The sequence below is a fragment of the Pseudomonas sp. ADAK2 genome (assembly GCF_012935755.1).
In the GTDB taxonomy this organism is placed as follows: Bacteria; Pseudomonadota; Gammaproteobacteria; order Pseudomonadales; family Pseudomonadaceae; genus Aquipseudomonas.
In genome coordinates, this window is sequence record NZ_CP052862.1 from 1,417,625 (window position 1) to 1,435,982 (window position 18,358).

15 protein-coding genes are annotated in these 18,358 nt (G+C 60.4%); 12 read left to right on the forward strand and 3 right to left on the reverse strand.

The features are described 5' to 3' along the window. Complete coding sequence (locus HKK52_RS06435; protein WP_169370072.1) at nt 1–873, reverse strand: ABC transporter permease; 873 nt, start codon at nt 871–873, stop codon at nt 1–3. Between the two features lie 364 nt (nt 874–1,237). On the opposite strand from HKK52_RS06435, the gene HKK52_RS06440 reads away from it, so the two are divergent. Both HKK52_RS06440 and HKK52_RS06445 read left to right on the forward strand, forming a co-directional pair. Continuing rightward, a complete protein-coding gene (locus tag HKK52_RS06440; protein WP_169370073.1) occupies nt 1,238–2,326 on the forward strand; it encodes an LLM class flavin-dependent oxidoreductase in 1,089 nt (362 codons plus the stop codon). Between the two features lie 162 nt (nt 2,327–2,488). Further along, entirely contained in the window at nt 2,489–3,436 is a 948-nt protein-coding gene (locus tag HKK52_RS06445; protein ID WP_169370074.1) for a Dyp-type peroxidase, read from the forward strand. 36 nt (nt 3,437–3,472) lie between these two features. Here HKK52_RS06445 and HKK52_RS06450 read toward each other — a convergent pair whose 3' ends face one another. Both HKK52_RS06450 and HKK52_RS06455 read right to left on the reverse strand, forming a co-directional pair. Beyond that, nucleotides 3,473–4,267 carry a class II aldolase/adducin family protein gene (locus HKK52_RS06450; RefSeq protein ID WP_169370075.1) on the reverse strand — a complete coding sequence of 265 codons (795 nt, stop codon included), beginning with the start codon at nt 4,265–4,267 and terminating at the stop codon, nt 3,473–3,475. 119 nt (nt 4,268–4,386) lie between these two features. Then, nucleotides 4,387–5,292, reverse strand: coding sequence for a LysR family transcriptional regulator (locus tag HKK52_RS06455; protein WP_169370076.1), 906 nt, complete (start codon nt 5,290–5,292; stop codon nt 4,387–4,389). Nucleotides 5,293–5,521: 229 nt separating this feature from the next. Between HKK52_RS06455 and HKK52_RS06460 the strand changes: the two genes are divergently transcribed. The 10 genes from HKK52_RS06460 to HKK52_RS06505 all read left to right on the forward strand — a co-directional run bounded on the left by HKK52_RS06460 (nt 5,522) and on the right by HKK52_RS06505 (nt 18,054). Continuing rightward, on the forward strand, nt 5,522–6,130 hold the full coding sequence (locus HKK52_RS06460) for a cysteine dioxygenase (RefSeq protein WP_133838976.1): 609 nt from the start codon (nt 5,522–5,524) through the stop codon (nt 6,128–6,130). Continuing rightward, nucleotides 6,127–7,710 carry a rhodanese-related sulfurtransferase gene (locus tag HKK52_RS06465; protein WP_169370077.1) on the forward strand — a complete coding sequence of 528 codons (1,584 nt, stop codon included), beginning with the start codon at nt 6,127–6,129 and terminating at the stop codon, nt 7,708–7,710. Before HKK52_RS06460 ends, HKK52_RS06465 begins: the two co-directional genes overlap by 4 nt. A 242-nt stretch (nt 7,711–7,952) precedes the next feature. Further along, nucleotides 7,953–8,822 carry a TauD/TfdA dioxygenase family protein gene (locus HKK52_RS06470; protein WP_169370078.1) on the forward strand — a complete coding sequence of 290 codons (870 nt, stop codon included), beginning with the start codon at nt 7,953–7,955 and terminating at the stop codon, nt 8,820–8,822. 335 nt (nt 8,823–9,157) lie between these two features. Next, a complete protein-coding gene (locus HKK52_RS06475; RefSeq protein WP_169370079.1) occupies nt 9,158–11,632 on the forward strand; it encodes a TonB-dependent receptor plug domain-containing protein in 2,475 nt (824 codons plus the stop codon). A gap of 212 nt (nt 11,633–11,844) precedes the next feature. Continuing rightward, entirely contained in the window at nt 11,845–12,807 is a 963-nt protein-coding gene (locus tag HKK52_RS06480) for an ABC transporter substrate-binding protein (RefSeq protein WP_169370080.1), read from the forward strand. A 16-nt stretch (nt 12,808–12,823) separates the two neighbouring features. Further along, nucleotides 12,824–14,170, forward strand: coding sequence for an LLM class flavin-dependent oxidoreductase (locus HKK52_RS06485; protein WP_169370081.1), 1,347 nt, complete (start codon nt 12,824–12,826; stop codon nt 14,168–14,170). Then, complete coding sequence (locus tag HKK52_RS06490; RefSeq protein WP_169370082.1) at nt 14,167–14,850, forward strand: peroxiredoxin-like family protein; 684 nt, start codon at nt 14,167–14,169, stop codon at nt 14,848–14,850. The genes HKK52_RS06485 and HKK52_RS06490 overlap by 4 nt, the downstream gene beginning before the upstream one ends. Nucleotides 14,851–14,863: 13 nt before the next feature. Then, the gene (locus HKK52_RS06495; protein WP_169370083.1) at nt 14,864–15,874 is read left to right on the forward strand and encodes an ABC transporter substrate-binding protein; all 1,011 of its coding nucleotides are present in this window, start codon (nt 14,864–14,866) and stop codon (nt 15,872–15,874) included. Nucleotides 15,875–15,910: 36 nt separating this feature from the next. After that, the gene (locus HKK52_RS06500) at nt 15,911–17,098 is read left to right on the forward strand and encodes an acyl-CoA dehydrogenase family protein (RefSeq protein WP_169370084.1); all 1,188 of its coding nucleotides are present in this window, start codon (nt 15,911–15,913) and stop codon (nt 17,096–17,098) included. After that, nucleotides 17,095–18,054: a D-isomer specific 2-hydroxyacid dehydrogenase family protein gene (locus HKK52_RS06505; protein ID WP_169370085.1), complete on the forward strand. Its 960-nt coding sequence runs from the start codon at nt 17,095–17,097 to the stop codon at nt 18,052–18,054. The genes HKK52_RS06500 and HKK52_RS06505 overlap by 4 nt, the downstream gene beginning before the upstream one ends. The last annotated feature ends 304 nt before the right edge of the window (nt 18,055–18,358 follow it).

An 18,358-nucleotide genomic window follows, 5' to 3' on the forward strand; every position in this document is an offset into this window, starting at 1 on the left:
TCAGTTCCTCACAAAAGATGGGCGCCAGGCCAGGGCGAAACGCTCCAGCGTGCGGATCAGTCCGTCGATCAATAAGCCGAGGACGCTGTAAATCAGCAGGCAGATAACGATCACGTCAGTGCGCATGAAGTCCCGGGCGTCACTGGCCAGGAAGCCGATGCCGGCGGTGGTGTTGATCTGCTCGACGAACACCAGGGCCAGCCAGGAAATCCCCAGGGAATAGCGCAGGCCGACGAAGAACGAAGGCAGCGAGCCTGGCAGGATCACGTGCCAGATCAGCTCGCGACGATTCAGGCCCAGAGTGTTGGCGGCCTCGATCAATTTGGGGTCGATGTTGCGAATGCCGGAGAACAGATTGAGGTACACCGGGAAGGTGGTGCCGGTGACGATCAGCGCGATCTTGGTGAACTCGCCGATGCCGAACCAGAGGATGAACAGCGGCACCAGCGCCAGGGACGGAATGGTGCGCAGCATCTGCATTGGCGAATCGAGGATCACCTCGCCGCGCTTCGACAGCCCGGTGATCAGCCCCGCGACGACACCGATGCTGACGCCGATGCTCAAGCCCAACAGTGCGCGCTGCAGGGAAACCAATAGATGTTTGCCCAACTCACCGGAGATGATCATCGCCCAAAGCGTGCCGCCGATTTGCGACGGTGCGGCGATGATGCGTTGCGGGATCAGGCCGAACTGTGAGGCCAGTTCCCACAACAACAGCAACGCGATCGGGCTGAGCAAGCGCAGGAAAACTTCAGGGGTTCGCCAGTTGCGCAGCCAGTTGGGGAGCAGCCTTGAAGCCTCGGGGCGATCAACCACCTTATTGACTGAAAACGAGCTGCTGGCGCTCTGTGTATCGAAGGTCTTTTCGGTCATCAGGCTTCCTTCCTCATCAATAACATGGCTTCGGATTCATGCTATTCGTATAAGAAACGCCAGTGAAAGGCTTTTTAGGAATAACCTAATATGATTAAAAATCAGATAGAACATGATCCAGATAAATTATTTGCATAATTAAAGGGCTCAGGCCGCGGCCTTTGCGGCGTCTATCCATGACCTGACCTTAAAATGCGTATTGCTGATATCTGAGATTTCACATGATTCATTAAATTAATAATTAACTTAGAACAAATCGGCATTTCACAGCCCTGCCCTGCTGCGCCTACTTTCGATAGCACAAACCGACCCCCTGCCAGGTGGAGGCTTTTCATTACGCCTATCCAACGACAAGGAACTGAGCATGAGCATCGAATTCATCGGCTACATCGGCGGCCACCACTCCTCGGAAATCCATCCACGCAGCGGCCCGGTGTTGCAGCCCGATTACGTGGAAACCGTCGCCCGCGCTCATGACGAGGCCGGGTTCGACCGTGCCCTGGTGGCCTTCCACTCCAACAGCCCGGACAGCACGCTGATTGCCTCTCATGCCGCCAGTGTCACGAAAAACCTGAAATTCCTGATTGCCCATCGCCCGGGTTTCGCCGCACCGACGCTGGCCGCGCGGCAGTTCACCACCCTTGATGTGTTCAATGGCGGGCGCACCGCCGTGCACATCATCACCGGTGGCGATGACCGCGAGCTGCGCGCCGATGGCAGCTACATCGGCAAGGACGAGCGCTATGCGCGCACCGATGAATACCTCGATGTGCTGCGTCAGGAATGGACCCGCGAAAAGCCCTTCGACTATCAGGGCAAGTACTACCAGGTCGAGGGCGCGCATTCATCGGTGAAGTCGCCGCAACAGCCGCACATTCCGCTGTACTTCGGTGGCTCATCGGCGGCCGCGATTGCGGTAGCGGGCAAGCACGCGGACGTTTATGCGCTGTGGGGCGAAACCTACGAACAGGTGCGCGAAGTGGTGAATCAGGTGCGCGCGGAAGCGGCCAGGCATGGGCGCAGCATTCGCTTCAGTTTGTCGTTGCGGCCGATTCTGGCGGACACCGAAGCGCAAGCCTGGGAACGTGCGGAACAGATTCTGCAACAGGCCACGGCGCTGGCGGAACAGAATGGCTTTGTGCGGCGCGAGCCACCGAACGAGGGTTCGCGACGTCTGTTGGCGGCGGCGGCCCAGGGCTCGCGGCTGGATAAGCGCCTATGGACTGGCATTGCCGGGTTGCTGGGTGCGCAGGGCAATTCGACTTCGCTGGTGGGCACGCCGGAACAGGTCGCCGAAGCGCTGCTCGATTACTACGACCTGGGCATCACCACGTTCCTGATCCGTGGTTTCGATCCGCTCAATGACGCGATCGACTATGGCAAGCGTTTGATACCGCTGACTCGCCAATTGGTGGCTGAGCGGGAGCGGCAGGCGGCGGAAAAAGTGGCCTGATTACAAACGCACACAAAAGGGGCTTACTGTGCAGTAAGCCCCAGTTATTGATGCCTACCACAGAAAGCCCCTCACTACCGTCCACCTCGCTACAAGAAACCCTCTCGCCTCAGTTTTTTGCTACTGTCTCTGCACTTTGCATCGATGAAAGCGTTCACGCCCATGAGCAACCCAACGCCTGACCCTCAAGCCGTCTGCGCCCCGATCACCCGCAGCGCAATTTTCATCGTCGCCACATTGGCTCCCGGCAGCGATGCCGCAGAAAAAGTGCGAGCCTGGTGCGGCGACATCGCCGCCCTCACCCGCTCCGTCGGCAAACGCGTGCCTACCGGTTACCTGTCCTGCGTCTGCGGCTTTGGTTCCAGTGCCTGGGACACGCTCTTCGGCGGCCCGCGCCCGGCCTCGCTGCACGCCTTTCGCGAATTCGGTGACGAGGGACGTCGCGCGGTGGCAACACCGGGCGACATCCTGCTGCACATTCGTGCGGACCAGATGGACCTGTGTTTTGAGCTGGCCACGCAATTGCTCTCGGCGCTGGGCGATGCGGTTTCGGTGGTCGATGAGGTCCAGGGTTTCCGTTATTTCGACATGCGCAGCATCATCGGTTTTGTCGACGGCACGGAGAATCCGGATGATCGGCACATGGCCAGATTCACCATCATTGGTGATGAAGATACGGCGTTTGCCGGCGGCAGTTACGTGTTGGTGCAGAAGTATCTGCACAAGATGGACGCATGGAACGGGCTGTCGGTCGAGGCTCAGGAGCGCGTCATCGGGCGAACGAAACTGTCCGATATCGAACTGGGAGACTCGGTCAAACCGAGCAATTCCCACAGTGCCTTGACCACCATCACCAAGGACGGCGAGGAGGTAAAAATCCTCCGTGACAACATGCCGTTCGGGCGCCCAGGCGCAGGCGAATTCGGCACTTACTTCATCGGCTATGCCCGTTCGCCGGAGCCGATCGAGCTGATGCTGGAGAACATGTTTGTCGGTCGGCCTGCGGGCAACTATGACCGCTTGCTGGATTTCAGCACGGCGGTCACCGGCGGGTTGTTCTTTGTGCCTTCGGCGGATTTACTTGAAGAGTTGGCGGATCGCGCGCCTTAAGCAAGGGAGCTTGCTCCCTCGCCACAAGGTTGTATATCACTCCTTGTAAGCCGTATCACTGCGCTCCAATTGCCGGATCAGCGCATTCCAATGCCGTGCCACGCCCGGCCCGTCGCCACTTTTAAACACTTCGGCCTGTTTCTCGACCTTGGCCACCACCTCGGCCGGCGGGAAGATCAGCTCGGCATTGCCACCGGCCTGAGCGGCGATCTGGATATTGCAGGCCCGCTCCAGGCCATGCAGTTGCTGGAACGCGTGTTCAACACTGACACCGGCCGTCAGCAGGCCGTGGTTGCGCAGGATCAGCACGCTCTTGTCCCCCAGGTCCGCCACCAGCCGCTCACGCTCATCCAGGTCAAGGGCAATGCCTTCGTAACCGTGATAGGCCACACGCCCGGAAAAACCGATGGAATGCTGGGAGATCGGCAGCAACCCGTCACGCTGGGCCGACACCGCGATGCCATCGCGAGTATGGGTATGCAGCACCGCTTGCAGATCAGGGCGCGCGCCGTGGATGGCGCTGTGGATCACGTAGCCTGCGTAGTTGATGCCCAGGCCCGTGGGGTCGTCGACAATCGTGCCGTCGAGGTCGACCTTGACCAGGTTGGAGGCGCTGATTTCATCGAACAAAAGCCCGAAAGCATTGATCAGGAAATGCTCCTCGGGCCCCGGCACCCGCGCGGAAAAGTGCGTGTAGATGTGATCGGTCCACTTGAACAGCGCCGCCAACCGATAGGCCGCAGCCAGTTTGACCCGCACTTCCCATTCTTCGGGGGTGACGCGCTGGCGGACATTTTTCGAGACGCTGGATAACGGGCTGACGCTGCTCATGGCAAAACTTCCTGGATGGCCTTAAGAATTCCAGCCAGCCTAGGGGAAGCGAAAAAATAATAAAAAGCACATTTTAATCTAAGCTAATTATCATTTTTTTTTATGTCTTGAGCCTGCTGTCATGCCGCACTCTTAATCTTCTGCAGCGACCCGACGACCAGTTTGCCAAAGGCATCCACCGGCCCCTGCAGGTTGCCGAGGAAGTGCGGATAGATCAGCCACAAATCCATCACCGGTTTGAAGTCCTTGAGCGGCACCACCGCCAACTGCTCGAAATGCGCACTGCGCTCCAGCAACGGGCGCGGCACCAGTCCGAGGCCCAGGCCGTCGGCAACCAGGCCCAGTTGCAACTCAGTGCCGAAGGTTTCCAGGTTGACCCGCAGCGCCAGGCCCTGATCCGACAAGGTCCGTTGCAACCCGGCGCGGAAACCACAGCCATCGGGGTTGAGAATCCAGCCACTCTGGTAGACGTCGGCAAGTTTGCACGGGCGCTTGGGCACTTGGTCCTTGGCGCAGACCACCACCAGTTCCATTTTGCCGATGGACTCGCCGATGATGTTGTCCGGGAAAATCTTGCCCGCCGGGAACAGCGCTGCGGCCGCATCCAGCTCACCGCGTTCGATCTTGCCGACCAATTGACTGCCCCAACCCGTCGCCACCTGGGTGCGCAATTCGGGGTATTCGACGCGCAGGTGCTTGAGGGCATCGAGCAGCACCACGTCGCCGATGGTCTGCGGCACGCCCAGGCGCAACAGCCCGGTGGGCGGTGCGTCGGTCGCCACCAGTTCGCGCAGTGCGTCCATTTCCCGAAGGATCAAACGGCACTGTTCATACACGCGAGTTCCGATCAAAGTAGGCTTGAGCGGCTTGGTGTTGCGGTCGAACAATTCCACACCCAGCGCTTGCTCAAAGTTCTGCACGCGCCGCGTTATGGCGGGCTGGGTCAGTTGCAAGGACTCGGCCGCATGGCTGATGGACTGGCAACGAATCACTTCGACGAAGGCATCGATATCATCAATTTTCATTTGGTCCGCACATAGAGAACAGTCAATAAGATGTCTGAAAAGCATAGTTCCATTGATGAAATCTGGATAGCTCGAAGCTTCAGGCGTCCAGATCGATAACGATTAACGCTATTCAATCGAGTTCTAAATTCCCTTCAGCTATAAGCTAATCATTTAAAAATTGCATATTAAGCCGAATCATTATGCTTAGATAACTACAACAACCTTCGAAACCAACGATGGAATCGCCATGACCCAGGCCCGACACCCGGAGAGACTCAGAGCATTCATAGGCGCCTTGGCGGAATTGATCGACAGCAATCCGCGCGAGGGTGACCTGTTGCATCGCGGCGGCAAGCTGCTCGGGCAATTGGTCAGCCATGACGACTGGCTGCCGGACGACTTCGCCCGCCCCGACCCGGAGCGTTATCAGCAATTTCTACTGCATGCCGATTCGCGGCAGCGCTTCAGCGTCGTCAGTTTTGTCTGGGGGCCGGGACAACGCACGCCGATCCACGATCATCGGGTCTGGGGTTTGATCGGCATGTTGCGCGGCGCGGAATATTCCCAAGGTTTTGCGCGTCATACCGACGGCACGCTGGTGCCTGAAGGCAACCGAATTCAATTGCAACCCGGTCAGGTCGAGGCCGTGTCACCGAAGATTGGCGATATCCATCAAGTCAGCAACGCCTTCGATGACCAAGTGTCCATCAGCATTCATGTGTATGGCGCCAACATCGGTGCCGTGCGCCGTGCGGTGTATCAGCCCGACGGCAGCGAGAAACTGTTTATCTCCGGTTATTCCAACGCCTTTCTCCCCAACATCTGGGATCTGTCCAAAGAGAGCCAAGCCCTATGAGCAACCAACCGATCCGCTCCTTCACCGAGATTCGAAAAGCGCTGCTGAACAAGGAAGAACTGGCCTTGGTGGATGTCCGTGAAGAAGCGCCTTTCGCGCAAGCGCATCCGTTGTTCGCGGCCAACATTCCGTTGTCCAAGCTTGAGCTTGAGGTGTATTCGCGGATTCCACGGCTCGACACTCAAGTCACCGTTTACGACAATGGCGAAGGCCTGGCACAGATTGCCGCGCAGCGTTTGCAGGGTCTGGGCTATGTGAATGTCGGCCTGCTGGAAGGTGGCCTGGACGGTTGGCGGCGTGCTGGGGGCGAGTTGTTTATCGACGTCAACGTGCCGAGCAAGGCTTTTGGTGAACTGGTGGAAAGCCAGCGCCACACACCGTCCCTGGCGGCCGAAGAAGTGCAGGCGCTGCTCGACAGCGAAGCCGATGTGGTGGTGCTCGATGCCCGGCGTTTCGACGAATACCAGACCATGAGCATTCCCACCGGGATCAGCGTTCCGGGCGCCGAGTTGGTGTTGCGCGCCCGGGAACTGGCGCCGGACCCGGCGACGCGGATTATCGTCAACTGCGCCGGACGCACCCGCAGCATTATTGGCACGCAGTCGTTGATCAACTCGGGCATTCCGAACCCGGTTTCCGCCTTGCGCAACGGCACCATCGGCTGGACCCTCGCCGGGCAAAAACTGCAACACGGCCAGTCGCGCCGGTTTGCGCCGACCAGCGACGAGCATCGGCACATCGCGGCCAAGGATGCCCGTCGTGTCGCCGAAAAAGCCTTGGTAGGCCGCGCCACCCAGGCCGATCTTCAGCGCTGGCAGCAGGAGTCGACGCGCAGCACTTATTTGTTCGATGTTCGTACTCCAGAAGAATTTGAACAAGGCCACTTGCCCAACGCCCGCTCGACCCCCGGCGGCCAACTGGTGCAGGAAACCGATCACTTCGCTAGCGTGCGCGGTGCGCGGCTGGTGCTGGTGGATGACGACGGTGTGCGGGCCAACATGTCGGCGTCCTGGCTCTCGCAACTCGGTTGGGAGGTGCATGTGCTGGATGACGTGCAACCTGCGCATTTCAGCGAAACCGGTGCGTGGCAGGCGCCCGTGCCTGCGCCGCAACAGGCCGAGGAAATCAGCGCCGAGACGTTGGCCGAATGGCTGACTCATGGCGATAGCGTGGTGCTGGATTTCACCAGCAGCGCCAACTACGTCAAACGCCATATCCCCGGTGCGTGGTGGACGTTGCGGGGGCAATTAAGTGAAGCGCTGAAGAATGTGCCGACCGCGCAACGTTACGTGCTGACCTGTGGCAGCAGCCAATTGGCGCGGCTGGCGGTCGCCGAGGTCGAGGCCCTGACCGGCAAACCAGTGTTCCTGCTCAAGGGCGGCACCGCCAGTTGGGTCGCCGCGCAATTGCCGCTGGAGGATGGCGAAACACACTTGGCCTCGCCGCGCATCGATCGCTATCGCCGCCCTTATGAAGGTACCGACAGCCCGCGTGAAGCGATGCAAGCGTATCTGGATTGGGAATATGGCCTGGTCGCACAACTGGCCCGCGACGCCACCCATGGCTTTTTCGTGATCTAACCGCAATCCGTCGTAGCAGCTGTCGAGCAGCGCGAGGCAGCGTTCGGCGGCGAAGCCGTCGTAAAATCTGCCGACGCGATCTTTCAGGTAAACCGCGTGCGCAGGGTTTGCGACGGCTTCGCCGCCGAACGCTGCCTCGCGTTGCTCGACAGCTGCTACAGGACCCACCACTCACAAGACACATCACACATCCGACCCCTCTCCAGGCGGAGGCTGAATTCACAACCGAGAGGAGTTACACCATGTCCGCCGTCCTGCACCGCACCGACTCACGCCCCCGGCAAACACTCCAGGTCACCCGCCTGGAACCCACCATCGGCGCCGAGATCAGCGGCATCGACCTGCGCCAGCCACTGACGCCCGAGCTGCGCGATGAACTGCGTCACCTGCTGCTCGAACACAAGGTGATTTTCTTCCGCGACCAGCTCATCAGCACCGACCAGCAGATCGCCTTCGCCCGGGAATTCGGCGAGCTGTATGTGCACCCAACCACCCAGCAGAACGACCCGACGCAACCGCAAGCGCACCTGATTCAAGCCCAGGACGAACGCAAACTCTACGGCCCGAGGATCAGCGGCCGTTGGCACACCGACACCAGTTGGCTGCTGCGCCCGACCCTCGGCGCCGTATTACGCGCAGTCGATTTGCCACCGGTGGGCGGCGATACCCTGTGGGCCGATACTGGCGCTGTCTATCGCGCTTTGCCCGATGAACTGCGGGCGGAAATCGATGATTTGCATGTGGTCCACGACTTCAAGAAAGCCCTGGACAAGGTTGGCTACGACTACCCGATCCTGGCCCATCCACTGGTGCGTACCCACCCGGAAACCGGCGAGGATGGCCTGTTCATCAACTTCTCGCAGAACCCGTCCGTCATCGGCTGGACGCCGGAAAAGAGCAAGCAACTGATTGATCGCCTGCTGCTGGAATTCAACAAACCGGAACACCAGGTGCGCTTCAAGTGGCGTGAAAACTCGGTGGCGTTCTGGGACAACCGCTCGACGCTGCACTACCCGGTCTACAACTACGGCGACTACCCGCGCCGCATGGAACGGGTGCTGATCGCTTATGACGACATTCCCCATCGGGTAAAACGCGCCAACGCGGCCTGACCTTCCCCCAACAAAACATCAGCGATCAATTAGCCGTCACACGACTCCTAGCAGCTACCGTGCCCGCAAGACTCCGTTCACTCGTAGCAGCTCCCGAGGCACGAGGCTGCGTTCACCTGTAGCAGCTGCCGAGGCACGAGGCTGCGTTCGGCTGCGCAGCAGTCGTGAAATCAGGCGGTGCGGTGTTTCAGGAAGACCGCATGCTCAGGTTCCACGACTGCTTCGCAGCCGAACGCAGCCTCGTGCCTCGGCAGCTGCTACGAGCCGTAGCGCAGGCCTCGCCATCTGCTACAGGAAGCGTGTTTTTGCGTGGCCTTCTTTCAGGAATTCGCGTCATGACCTCATCCAGCCCCCGAGTGAAATACGATTATTACGCCGCAGCAGCCCTGAGCCTGTTGGCCGCCAGCATTCAGGCCCACGCCGAAAGCGCCGAACCGGACAAGACCCTGAGCACGGTGGTGGTGACCGGTAACCGTGGCAATCAACCGCGCACCATCACCGACAGCCCCTCGCCCATCGATGTGATCAGCGCCGAACAATTGCAGGCCAGCGGCAAGGTCGGGCTCAAGGAATTGCTCGCGCGTCTGCTGCCCTCCTTTAACTTGCCGGCGATCAACGGCGGCGGCACGTCCTGGTCGGTGCGCGGCGTGACCATGCGCGGCCTGTCCGGCGATCAGGTGCTGGTGCTGGTCAACGGCAAACGCCGGCACAACACCGCGCTGATCAACAACCTGGCGCGCATCGGCACGGCGGCAGTGCCGGTCAACCTTGACCTGATTCCGGTCTCGGCCATCGACCACATCGAAGTGCTGCGCGACGGTGCCTCGGCGCAATACGGCTCCGACGCCATCGCCGGGGTGATCAACATCATCCTCAAGGAAAACGACAGCGGCGGCAGCGCTGAAACGTCATTCGGGCGTTACGGCAGTGGCGATGGCGACACCGTGCACCAGACGTTCAATTACGGCCTGGCGCTGCCCAATGACGGCTTCGCCAACCTGGCGCTGGACAGCAAGGAACAGGAACCCTTCGACCGCACCGGCAGTGCCACGGGCAACCTGTATTCCTCACCCGGTTTCCCCGACAGCCGCGACCAGACCACCAACCGCCACGGCTGGAATCCCAGTTATGGGCTGGGTCGGGAGAAAGTCACCAACGCCAGCTACAACCTCGAACTGCCGATCCACGATGATCTGACCTTCTACTCCTTTTCCACCGCCAGCTACATGGAAACCACCAAGGTCACCGGCAACTATCGACCCAACGACATCACCTCCCTGGCCGGCGACCCGGACACGCCCTACCCCGACGGCGTGCACGCCCAGCGCCGCAACCGCACCATCGACTTTCAGTTCGCGGGCGGCTTCAAGGGCGAGGTCGGTGGCTGGAACTATGACGCCAGTTCGACCTGGGGCGAGGACGATTCGACGCTCAATGCCAGCAACACCCTTAATCCGTCCTGGGGACCGACCAGCCCTACTTCGTTTCACTTGGCGTCACAGATTTTCGATCAGTGGACCAACAACCTGGACTTCAGTCGCGGCTTCGACATTGGCCTGAAAAATCCGCTGCAAACTTCCTTCGGCTTCGAATACCGCTGGGAGAAATACCAGATCGAGCCCGGTGACTATGCGTCCTATACGCCGGGTGACTATGTAATCCCCAGCGGACCGTTCGCCGGCCGCACGCCGCTGCCCGGCCTCGCCTCCTACAACGGCACCAGCCCCGACGACGCCGGGGAAATCAGTCGCAGCAACGTCGCCAGTTATGTCGACCTGGGGCTGGACGTGACGGATAAATGGTACGTCGGCACCGCCGCGCGCTACGAACATTACACCCAGGACATCGGCAGCACCTGGAGCGGCAAGTTCTCGACCCGCTACAAAATCACCGACGCCTTCGCCCTGCGCGGCACGGTCAACAATGGCTTCCGCGCGCCGTCCCTGGCGCAAACCATTTACGCCTCTTCCACCTTCACCTCCGGCGGCGTGGTCAATGGCGAGCAGGTCTCGGTGCCGGTCAAGGTGTTGCCGGTGGACACGCCGGAGGCGCAGGCCTTGGGCGCGGAAAAGCTCAAGCCGGAAAAGTCCTTGAACTACAGCCTCGGTTTCACCTATGACCCGACGGCCAACTACCGATTGACCACCGACCTGTATCAGATCGGCATCCGCGACCGCATCGTCTCCACCAGCCTGCTGGGCGGCCCGGCGGTCTCACAGATCCTCGTCGCCAACGGCTTGTCACCTGGCCTGTTTGCCCAGTACTACACCAACGCGGTCGACACCCGCACCCGCGGCATCGACATCGTCAACGAGTACCGCCAGCAACTGGACGAGTACGGCCAGGTGCGCTGGGGCGCGGCGTACAACTGGAATCAGACCAAGATCGAAAAGCTCCAGGACAACCCGGCCAAACTCACCAGCCTGGGCTCCAATTACCAACTGTTCGACCGACGCCTGCAAAAGGACCTGACCGTCGCCACGCCGCAATCGAAACTGATTTTGGCAGCCAACTGGAAAGTCACCGCCTACAACCTGAACCTGGCGCTGACCCGCTTCGGCAGTTACACCGAGGGCGACAACAACCCGGTGAACGACCGCAAATTCAGCGCCAAGTGGATCACCGACCTGGATGCGGCCTACGACCTGTCCAAGCACCTGACCGTGGCGTTGGGGGCGAACAACCTGTTCAACGTGTACCCGGACAAGAACGGCATCAAGGATTGGGCCGGCGGCTATAAATACGGGCAGTTCTCGCCGTTTGGCTTTGGCGGGGCGTATTACTACACGCGGTTGGCGTACAACTTCTGATCCCCGCATGATCGTTCCCACGCGGAGCGTGGGAACGATCGGCGTACGCATTAAATGCATTTATTTCATATTGATTATCACGATAATCAGCTTACTTAATAATTAGCATATAACCAGAAAGACTTTCCCATCGAGTTTTTATAGAGATAACGTCAACCCCAGACCGACCCCTTCTCCAGGCGGAGGCCACACGAACCCGCCTGGAGCTTGTCATGTCAATCAAACCGCTGTTGTTGAGCCTCTTCTGCGCCCTGGGCTTCACCGCCGTCAGCCACGCCGCCGACCTGCAACCGCTGCTGGTGGCCAATCAAAAATCTTCGATCAAAGTGCTGCTGGAAGTCTCCGGCGAATTGAAAGATGTGCCTTACGACATCCAGTTCTCCGAGTTCCCCGCCGCCGCGCCGCTGGGCGAAGCGCTGAACGCTGGCGCCGTGGATATCGGCGCGCTCGGCGACGCGCCTTACGTGTTCGCCCTCGGTGCCGGGGCACCGCTCAAGGTTGTGAGCATCATCCACGCCGAGGGTCGCTACACCACGGCGATCCTCGCGCTCAAGGATTCGCCGCTGAACAACGCCAGCGACCTCAAGGGCAAGCGCATCGTCACCACCCGCGGCTCCATCGGCCACTTCCTCGCGATCAAAGCCTTGCGCAGCGTCGGCCTGAGCACCCACGACGTGCAGTTCATCTACCTGCTGCCCAGCGAATCCCGAATTCTGCTGGACAACGGCAGCGCCGATGCATGGTCAACCTGGGACCCGTACACCACGATTTCCACCACGCAAAGCCAGGCCAAGGTCCTGGCCAGCGGCGACACGCTGCTGACCAACCATTTGTACCTGGCCGCCACCAGTCAGGCGATCGCCGGCAAACGCCAGCAACTGGACGACTTCGTGGCCCGGGTCGATCGCGCCTACCGCTGGACCAATGCTCATCCCGAGGAATATGCCGCCGCCCAGGCCAAAGTCACCGGCCTGCCGCTGGCCGTGCATGTTGCCGTAGCCAAAGGCACGCACATGCAACCGGTAGCGATTGACGACACGGTCATCAGCGGCCTGCAAACCACCGCCGACATCTATCAGGAAGAAGGCATTCTCACCAAGCACATCGACGTCTCCCAAGGCTTCGACAAGAGCTTCAACGCCCAGCGTGCCCCCGTCACCCAGGTATCGCGCTAATTCAGGAGTAACAACCATGAGCAAACAACGCCAACTGAAACTCGGCGCGATGGTCCACGGTGTCGGCCACGGCTGGGGCGAATGGCGCCACCCGCAGGCGCAACCCAACGCCAGCGTCAACTTCGACTTCTATAAGCAGCAGACGCAACTGGCTGAAGGGGCGAAGTTCGACTTCGTATTCATCGCCGACAGCTTGCACATCCATGAGAAATCCAGCCCGCACTACCTCAATCGCTTTGAGCCGCTGACCATTCTTTCGGCACTGGCCGCGACCACACAGCATATCGGCCTGGTCGCGACCGTTACCGTCAGCTACACCGAACCGTTCCAGGTCGCGCGCCAGTTTGCTTCCCTGGACCACATCAGCGGCGGGCGCGCCGGCTGGAACGTGGTGACTTCCTGGCTCAGCGGCACCGCCGATAACTTCGGCAAGGCCGAGCACCCACCCCATGCCGTGCGCTACCGCATCGCCAAGGAGCATGTGAATGTGGTCAAGGGTTTGTGGGACTCCTGGGAAGACGACGCCTTCGCCTACGACAAGCAAAGCGGCGAGTTTTTCACCCCTGGCAAGTTGCATGCGCTGGAGCACAAGGGTGAGTTTTTCTCGGTGAAAGGTCCGCTGAATATTGCTCGTTCACAGCAAGGTCAGCCGGTGATTTTTCAGGCCGGCACCTCCGAGGCCGGGCGTAATTTTGCCGCCGAGAATTCCGACGCGATTTTTGTCAGCCCCGAAACCTTCGATGAAGCCAAGGCCTACTACCAAGACCTGAAACAACGGGCCAGCGGCTTTGGCCGGGATGCGCAGAAGCTGTCGATCCTGCCGGGCATTCGTCCCATCGTTGGCCGCGATGAAACCGAAGTGGAAAGCCGCTATCAGCAAGCGGTGGACCTGGTGAGCATCGAGGACGCGATTGTCGCCCTCGGCCGGCCGTTCAATGACCATGATTTCAGCCAGTACCCATTGGACGCGCCATTCCCCGAGTTGGGTGACTTGGGCGCCAATAGCCAGAAAGGCGGGTCCGACCGGATCAAGCAACTGGCTAAGGACGAGGGCCTTACCTTGCGCCAGGTCGCCCTGCGCTTCTCCCGGCCACGGCGCGATTTTGTCGGCACACCCGAGCAGGTCGCCGACGCGCTGCAGACCTGGTTCGAAGCAGGCGCCGCCGACGGTTTCATCATCAACTCCTTGCTGCCGGATGGCTTGCAGTACTTCACCGAACTGGTAGTGCCGTTACTGCAACAGCGCGGCCTGTTTCGCAATGAGTACAGCGGTAAAACCCTGCGTGACAACCTGGGGCTGGAAGTCCCTGCCAACCGTCACGCAAGCACTCCTATTGAAGAAAAAAGCGAGGCCGTGGCATGAGCGAATCTCTCAATCAATTGCTCGCGGATTTGCACGCCGAACGCCTGGCGACCTGGGAGCCGGCGGCTCTGCAAGTCAATATCGACCAGCGTCAACGGCTGGTGGATGAAGCCAGGACCGAGGACTTCGTGAAGGTCGGCGACACCCTTGAGCCCTTCACACTGCTGAAGGTTGAAGGCGGCGACCTGAGCCGCGACACGTTGCTCGCCAACGGTCCGGCGGTGCTGATTTTCTTCCGCTTCGCTGGCTGCCCGGCTTGCAACATCGCCCTGCCCTATTATCAGCGGCGGCTCCATCCACAACTGCACGCGCTAGGGGTTCCATTGGTGGCGGTCAGCCCGCAAGTGCCGGAACGCCTGATCGAGATCAAGACCCGCCACAACCTCGAACTGCAAGTGGCCAGTGACCCGGACAACCAGTTCGGCCGGCGCCTGGGCATTCTCTACAGCTTCGACGAAGCCTCGCGCAGAGCTTCGCTGGCCAAGGGCAAAAGCATCGGCGAAACCACCGGCACCGGCACTTGGGAACTCCCGCAGCCGACGGTGGTGGTGATCGCCCAGGACGGCAGCGTCGCGTTCGCCGAGGTTAGCTCCGATTGGTTGGTGCGCACCGAAGCCGACCCGGTGTTGCGCGCCGTTGAACAACTGCTCGGGCAAATCCCCGCGCGAATCGCTATCTGACCAGAGCCTGACCATGACGAAAAATATTCACCAAGGACAGTTCAATCGTCGCGGCTTTCTCACGGCCAGTTCGATTGCCGTGGGTGCGTTGGGATTGTCCTCCCTGGGCTTGAGCGCCCGCGCATTCGCGCAAAACCCGTCGCTGTCGGACCTGACCCTGGGCGTTGCCACTTACCGCGGCCAGGAATCGTATTTCACCGAAGACGCCGGCACCGCTAACCGCCCTTACAAAGTCGATTACGCGGAATTTGCCGGCGGTAACCTGATCGTCGAAGCCCTGGCCTCGGGCAGCCTGGACATCGGTTCCATGAGCGAGATCCCGCCGATCTTTTCGATCCAGAGCCATCGTCAGCCACGGCTGATCGCGGTGATTCAAGGTGACGTGAACAATCAGGTGTTCCTGATTCCCAAGGACTCGAAAATCGAATCCGTCGGGCAGTTGCGCGGCAAACGGGTCGGCTACGTGCGTTCCACCACCTCGCATTACTTTCTGATCAAGGCCTTGAAGGAACAGGGCCTGACCATGAAGGACATCACGGCCGTGGCGCTGACGCCGCAGGACGGTTTCAGTGCGTTCCAGAGCGGCCAGCTCGACGCCTGGGTGATCTATGGCGTGTTTATCCAGTTGGCGAAATTCCGCAGCGGCGCCCGGGTGTTGAAGACTGCCCAAGGTTATTTGTCCGGCAACTATTTAATGGCGGCACGCCCGGCCGCCCTCGACGATCCGCTGCGCAAACAGGCGATTCAGGACTACTTGCAGCGCACCGCGCGCACGCTCGAATGGATCAACAACAATCCCGAACCGTGGGCAAGCAAATCCGCGCAGTTGCTGGGTGTCGATAAAGCCGTGTTCCTCGACATGTACAACAGCCGCAGCCAGCCGTGGAAAGTCCTCGAAGTGGACGACCAGGCGATTGCTTCACAGCAGGAAGTCGCGGATTTGTTCTTTGATGCCGGGGTGTTGAGTGAGCGCCTGGATGTCGCGCCGTTGTGGGACAAACAGTTCAAGTTGCTGCCGCTATGAACCGATTTCCAGCCTATTTGATCGGATGAATTAACCATGAGTCTTTCTTCTCAACACGCCCCGCCGCTGCGCTCTATCGAGGCGGCGAATTTCGAAGCATTGCTGGAAACCCTCGGCGCACAACTGGCCGCCACCGCCCACGTCTATGACGAAAGCGGTGCCTTTCCACACGACAATTTCAAGCGGCTGCACGAGCACGGTCTGGTCGCGCTCACCGTGCCCAAAGCCCTGGGTGGCGGTGGCGCAAACCTGTCCCAGGCACGCAAAGCCATCAGCGCGATTGCCAAGGGTGAGCCTTCGACGGCGCTGATCCTGGTGATGCAGTACCTGCAGCACACGCGCCTGCAAGACAGTAAAACCTGGCCCGAAACCCTGCGCCTGCAAGTGGCCCGAGATGCCGTCGAGCAAGGCGCTTTGATCAACGCCTTGCGCGTCGAACCCGACCTCGGCACCCCGGCCCGTGGCGGTTTGCCGGCCACCGTCGCCCGGCGCACCGCCGCCGGTTGGCGGATCAGCGGACGCAAGATCTACTCCACCGGCAGCCATGGCCTGACCTGGTTCAGCGTCTGGGCCCGGAGCACCGATGAAGATCCGCTGGTGGGTGCCTGGCTGGTGCACAAGGACACGCCGGGCATCAGCATCATCGAGGATTGGGATCACCTCGGCATGCGCGCCACTTGCAGCCATGAAGTCATTTTCGACAACGTGCTGGTGCCGCTGGATCACGCCGTCAGCGTCAGCCCATGGAGCGCGCCGCAACCCGAACTCGATGGCGACGGATTCCTGTGGATGTCCGTGTTGCTGGCGTCGGTCTACCACGGCGTTGCCCAAGCCGCCCGCGACTGGTTCGTCAGTTGGCTGGAACAACGCAAGCCGTCCAACCTTGGCGCGGCGCTGTCGACCCTGCCGCGCTTCCAGGAAACTGTCGGCCACATCGACACCCTGTTGTTCGCCAACCGCAGCCTGCTGGATTCGGCCGCTGAAGGACGGACGCCCGCGAGTAACGCCGCGCAACTGAAATACCTGGTGACCGGCAATGCCATCCGCGCCGTCGAGTTGGCCATCGAGGCCTCCGGCAATCCCGGTTTATCCAGGCACAATCCGCTGCAACGGCACTACCGCGATGTGCTGTGCAGTCGCGTCCATACGCCGCAAAACGACGCCGTGCTGCAAGGCGTCGGCAAAGCGGTGTTCGCCCAGCGCCAGCAGAAGGAACGCCCATGAGCCAGCTCGTGATTGCCAGCCAACTGGATGAAGATTTCAATGAGGTGATCCGCCAGCGCCTTGCGCAAACCCATCCCGACGCCGAGGTCTTGGGCGTGCCGGCCGGTGTGCCCAGCGACCTGCCCGCCGAAGTCAGCATTCTGCTGGCGCGGCCGATCAATGTGCGGGGCTACCTGGCGCCGGACGTGCCGCCGCCGGGTTGGCCCTATGGGTTGAAGTGGATTCAGGTGGTGTCTTCCGGCATCGACTTCTATCCCAAATGGTTGTTCAACGGTCCGCCCGTGAGTACGTCCCGGGGCAGCGCCGCCGAAAACATCGCCGAGTTTGCCCTGGCCGCGATCTTCGCCGCCGCCAAGCATCTGCCGGACATCTGGGTGCATGACGCGCAATGGAATTTCACTGCGCTGACGCCGCTCAAGGGCACTACGTTGGGGATTCTCGGCTTCGGCGCGATTGGCCGTAGCCTGGCGACCAAGGCCCACGCCTTGGGCATTAACGTGGTTGCATTACGCCAGAGCCCGACGCCGTTCGAGGTGGAAGGCGTCGAGGCGGCGCGGGATATCCATGAATTGTTTGCCCGGTCCGATCATCTGGTGCTGGCCGCGCCGTTGACCGAGGCGACGCGGCATATCGTCAACAGCGCGGTACTCGCCAGCGCCAAGCCGGGCCTGCACCTGATCAACATTGCCCGGGGTGGTTTGCTGGATCATGGCGCGCTGCTGGAAGCGCTGGACAGTGGCGCGATTGGCCTGGCCTCGCTCGACGTCACCGAGCCCGAACCGCTGCCCGATGGACATCCGCTCTATGCCCATCCACGGGTTCGCTTGTCTCCGCATACCTCGGCGATTTCCAGCAACAGTCGGCATGAGATTGCTGACAGTTTCCTGGCCAATCTTGAGCGGTTTCTGAATGGGTTGGCGCCGGAGAATCTGGCGAACGTACAGCGCGGGTATTGATACCCGCCGACCCACCGTCTTCGCGGGCAAGCCTCGCTCCTACAGGGGAACGCATCCCACCTGCAGGAGCGAGGCTTGCCCGCGAAGGCGTTTTAAAAGCCCCCACATCAACATCAGCTTTACGCATTTCTACATCATATTTAATGCCTATTTTTTATAATTAACTTATAACTAATCGGACTTTTACAGCGCCGTATTATACAAATACTGTTACAACCATCACCGACCCCTGACCAGGTGGAGGCCCACGGAACTGCTTGTTTTTCCGGCCGACACCACTCCACGGTCAACCGCTTCACCCAAA

Bases quoted from the DNA above. Each gene is read 5' to 3' on its own strand.
- HKK52_RS06435 (WP_169370072.1), bottom strand. From the start codon at position 873: ATGACCGAAAAGACCTTCGATACACAGAGCGCCAGCAGCTCGTTTTCA.
- HKK52_RS06440 (WP_169370073.1), top strand. From the start codon at position 1,238: ATGAGCATCGAATTCATCGGCTACATCGGCGGCCACCACTCCTCGGAA.
- HKK52_RS06445 (WP_169370074.1), top strand. From the start codon at position 2,489: ATGAGCAACCCAACGCCTGACCCTCAAGCCGTCTGCGCCCCGATCACC.
- HKK52_RS06450 (WP_169370075.1), bottom strand. From the start codon at position 4,267: ATGAGCAGCGTCAGCCCGTTATCCAGCGTCTCGAAAAATGTCCGCCAG.
- HKK52_RS06455 (WP_169370076.1), bottom strand. From the start codon at position 5,292: ATGAAAATTGATGATATCGATGCCTTCGTCGAAGTGATTCGTTGCCAG.
- HKK52_RS06460 (WP_133838976.1), top strand. From the start codon at position 5,522: ATGACCCAGGCCCGACACCCGGAGAGACTCAGAGCATTCATAGGCGCC.
- HKK52_RS06465 (WP_169370077.1), top strand. From the start codon at position 6,127: ATGAGCAACCAACCGATCCGCTCCTTCACCGAGATTCGAAAAGCGCTG.
- HKK52_RS06470 (WP_169370078.1), top strand. From the start codon at position 7,953: ATGTCCGCCGTCCTGCACCGCACCGACTCACGCCCCCGGCAAACACTC.
- HKK52_RS06475 (WP_169370079.1), top strand. From the start codon at position 9,158: ATGACCTCATCCAGCCCCCGAGTGAAATACGATTATTACGCCGCAGCA.
- HKK52_RS06480 (WP_169370080.1), top strand. From the start codon at position 11,845: ATGTCAATCAAACCGCTGTTGTTGAGCCTCTTCTGCGCCCTGGGCTTC.
- HKK52_RS06485 (WP_169370081.1), top strand. From the start codon at position 12,824: ATGAGCAAACAACGCCAACTGAAACTCGGCGCGATGGTCCACGGTGTC.
- HKK52_RS06490 (WP_169370082.1), top strand. From the start codon at position 14,167: ATGAGCGAATCTCTCAATCAATTGCTCGCGGATTTGCACGCCGAACGC.
- HKK52_RS06495 (WP_169370083.1), top strand. From the start codon at position 14,864: ATGACGAAAAATATTCACCAAGGACAGTTCAATCGTCGCGGCTTTCTC.
- HKK52_RS06500 (WP_169370084.1), top strand. From the start codon at position 15,911: ATGAGTCTTTCTTCTCAACACGCCCCGCCGCTGCGCTCTATCGAGGCG.
- HKK52_RS06505 (WP_169370085.1), top strand. From the start codon at position 17,095: ATGAGCCAGCTCGTGATTGCCAGCCAACTGGATGAAGATTTCAATGAG.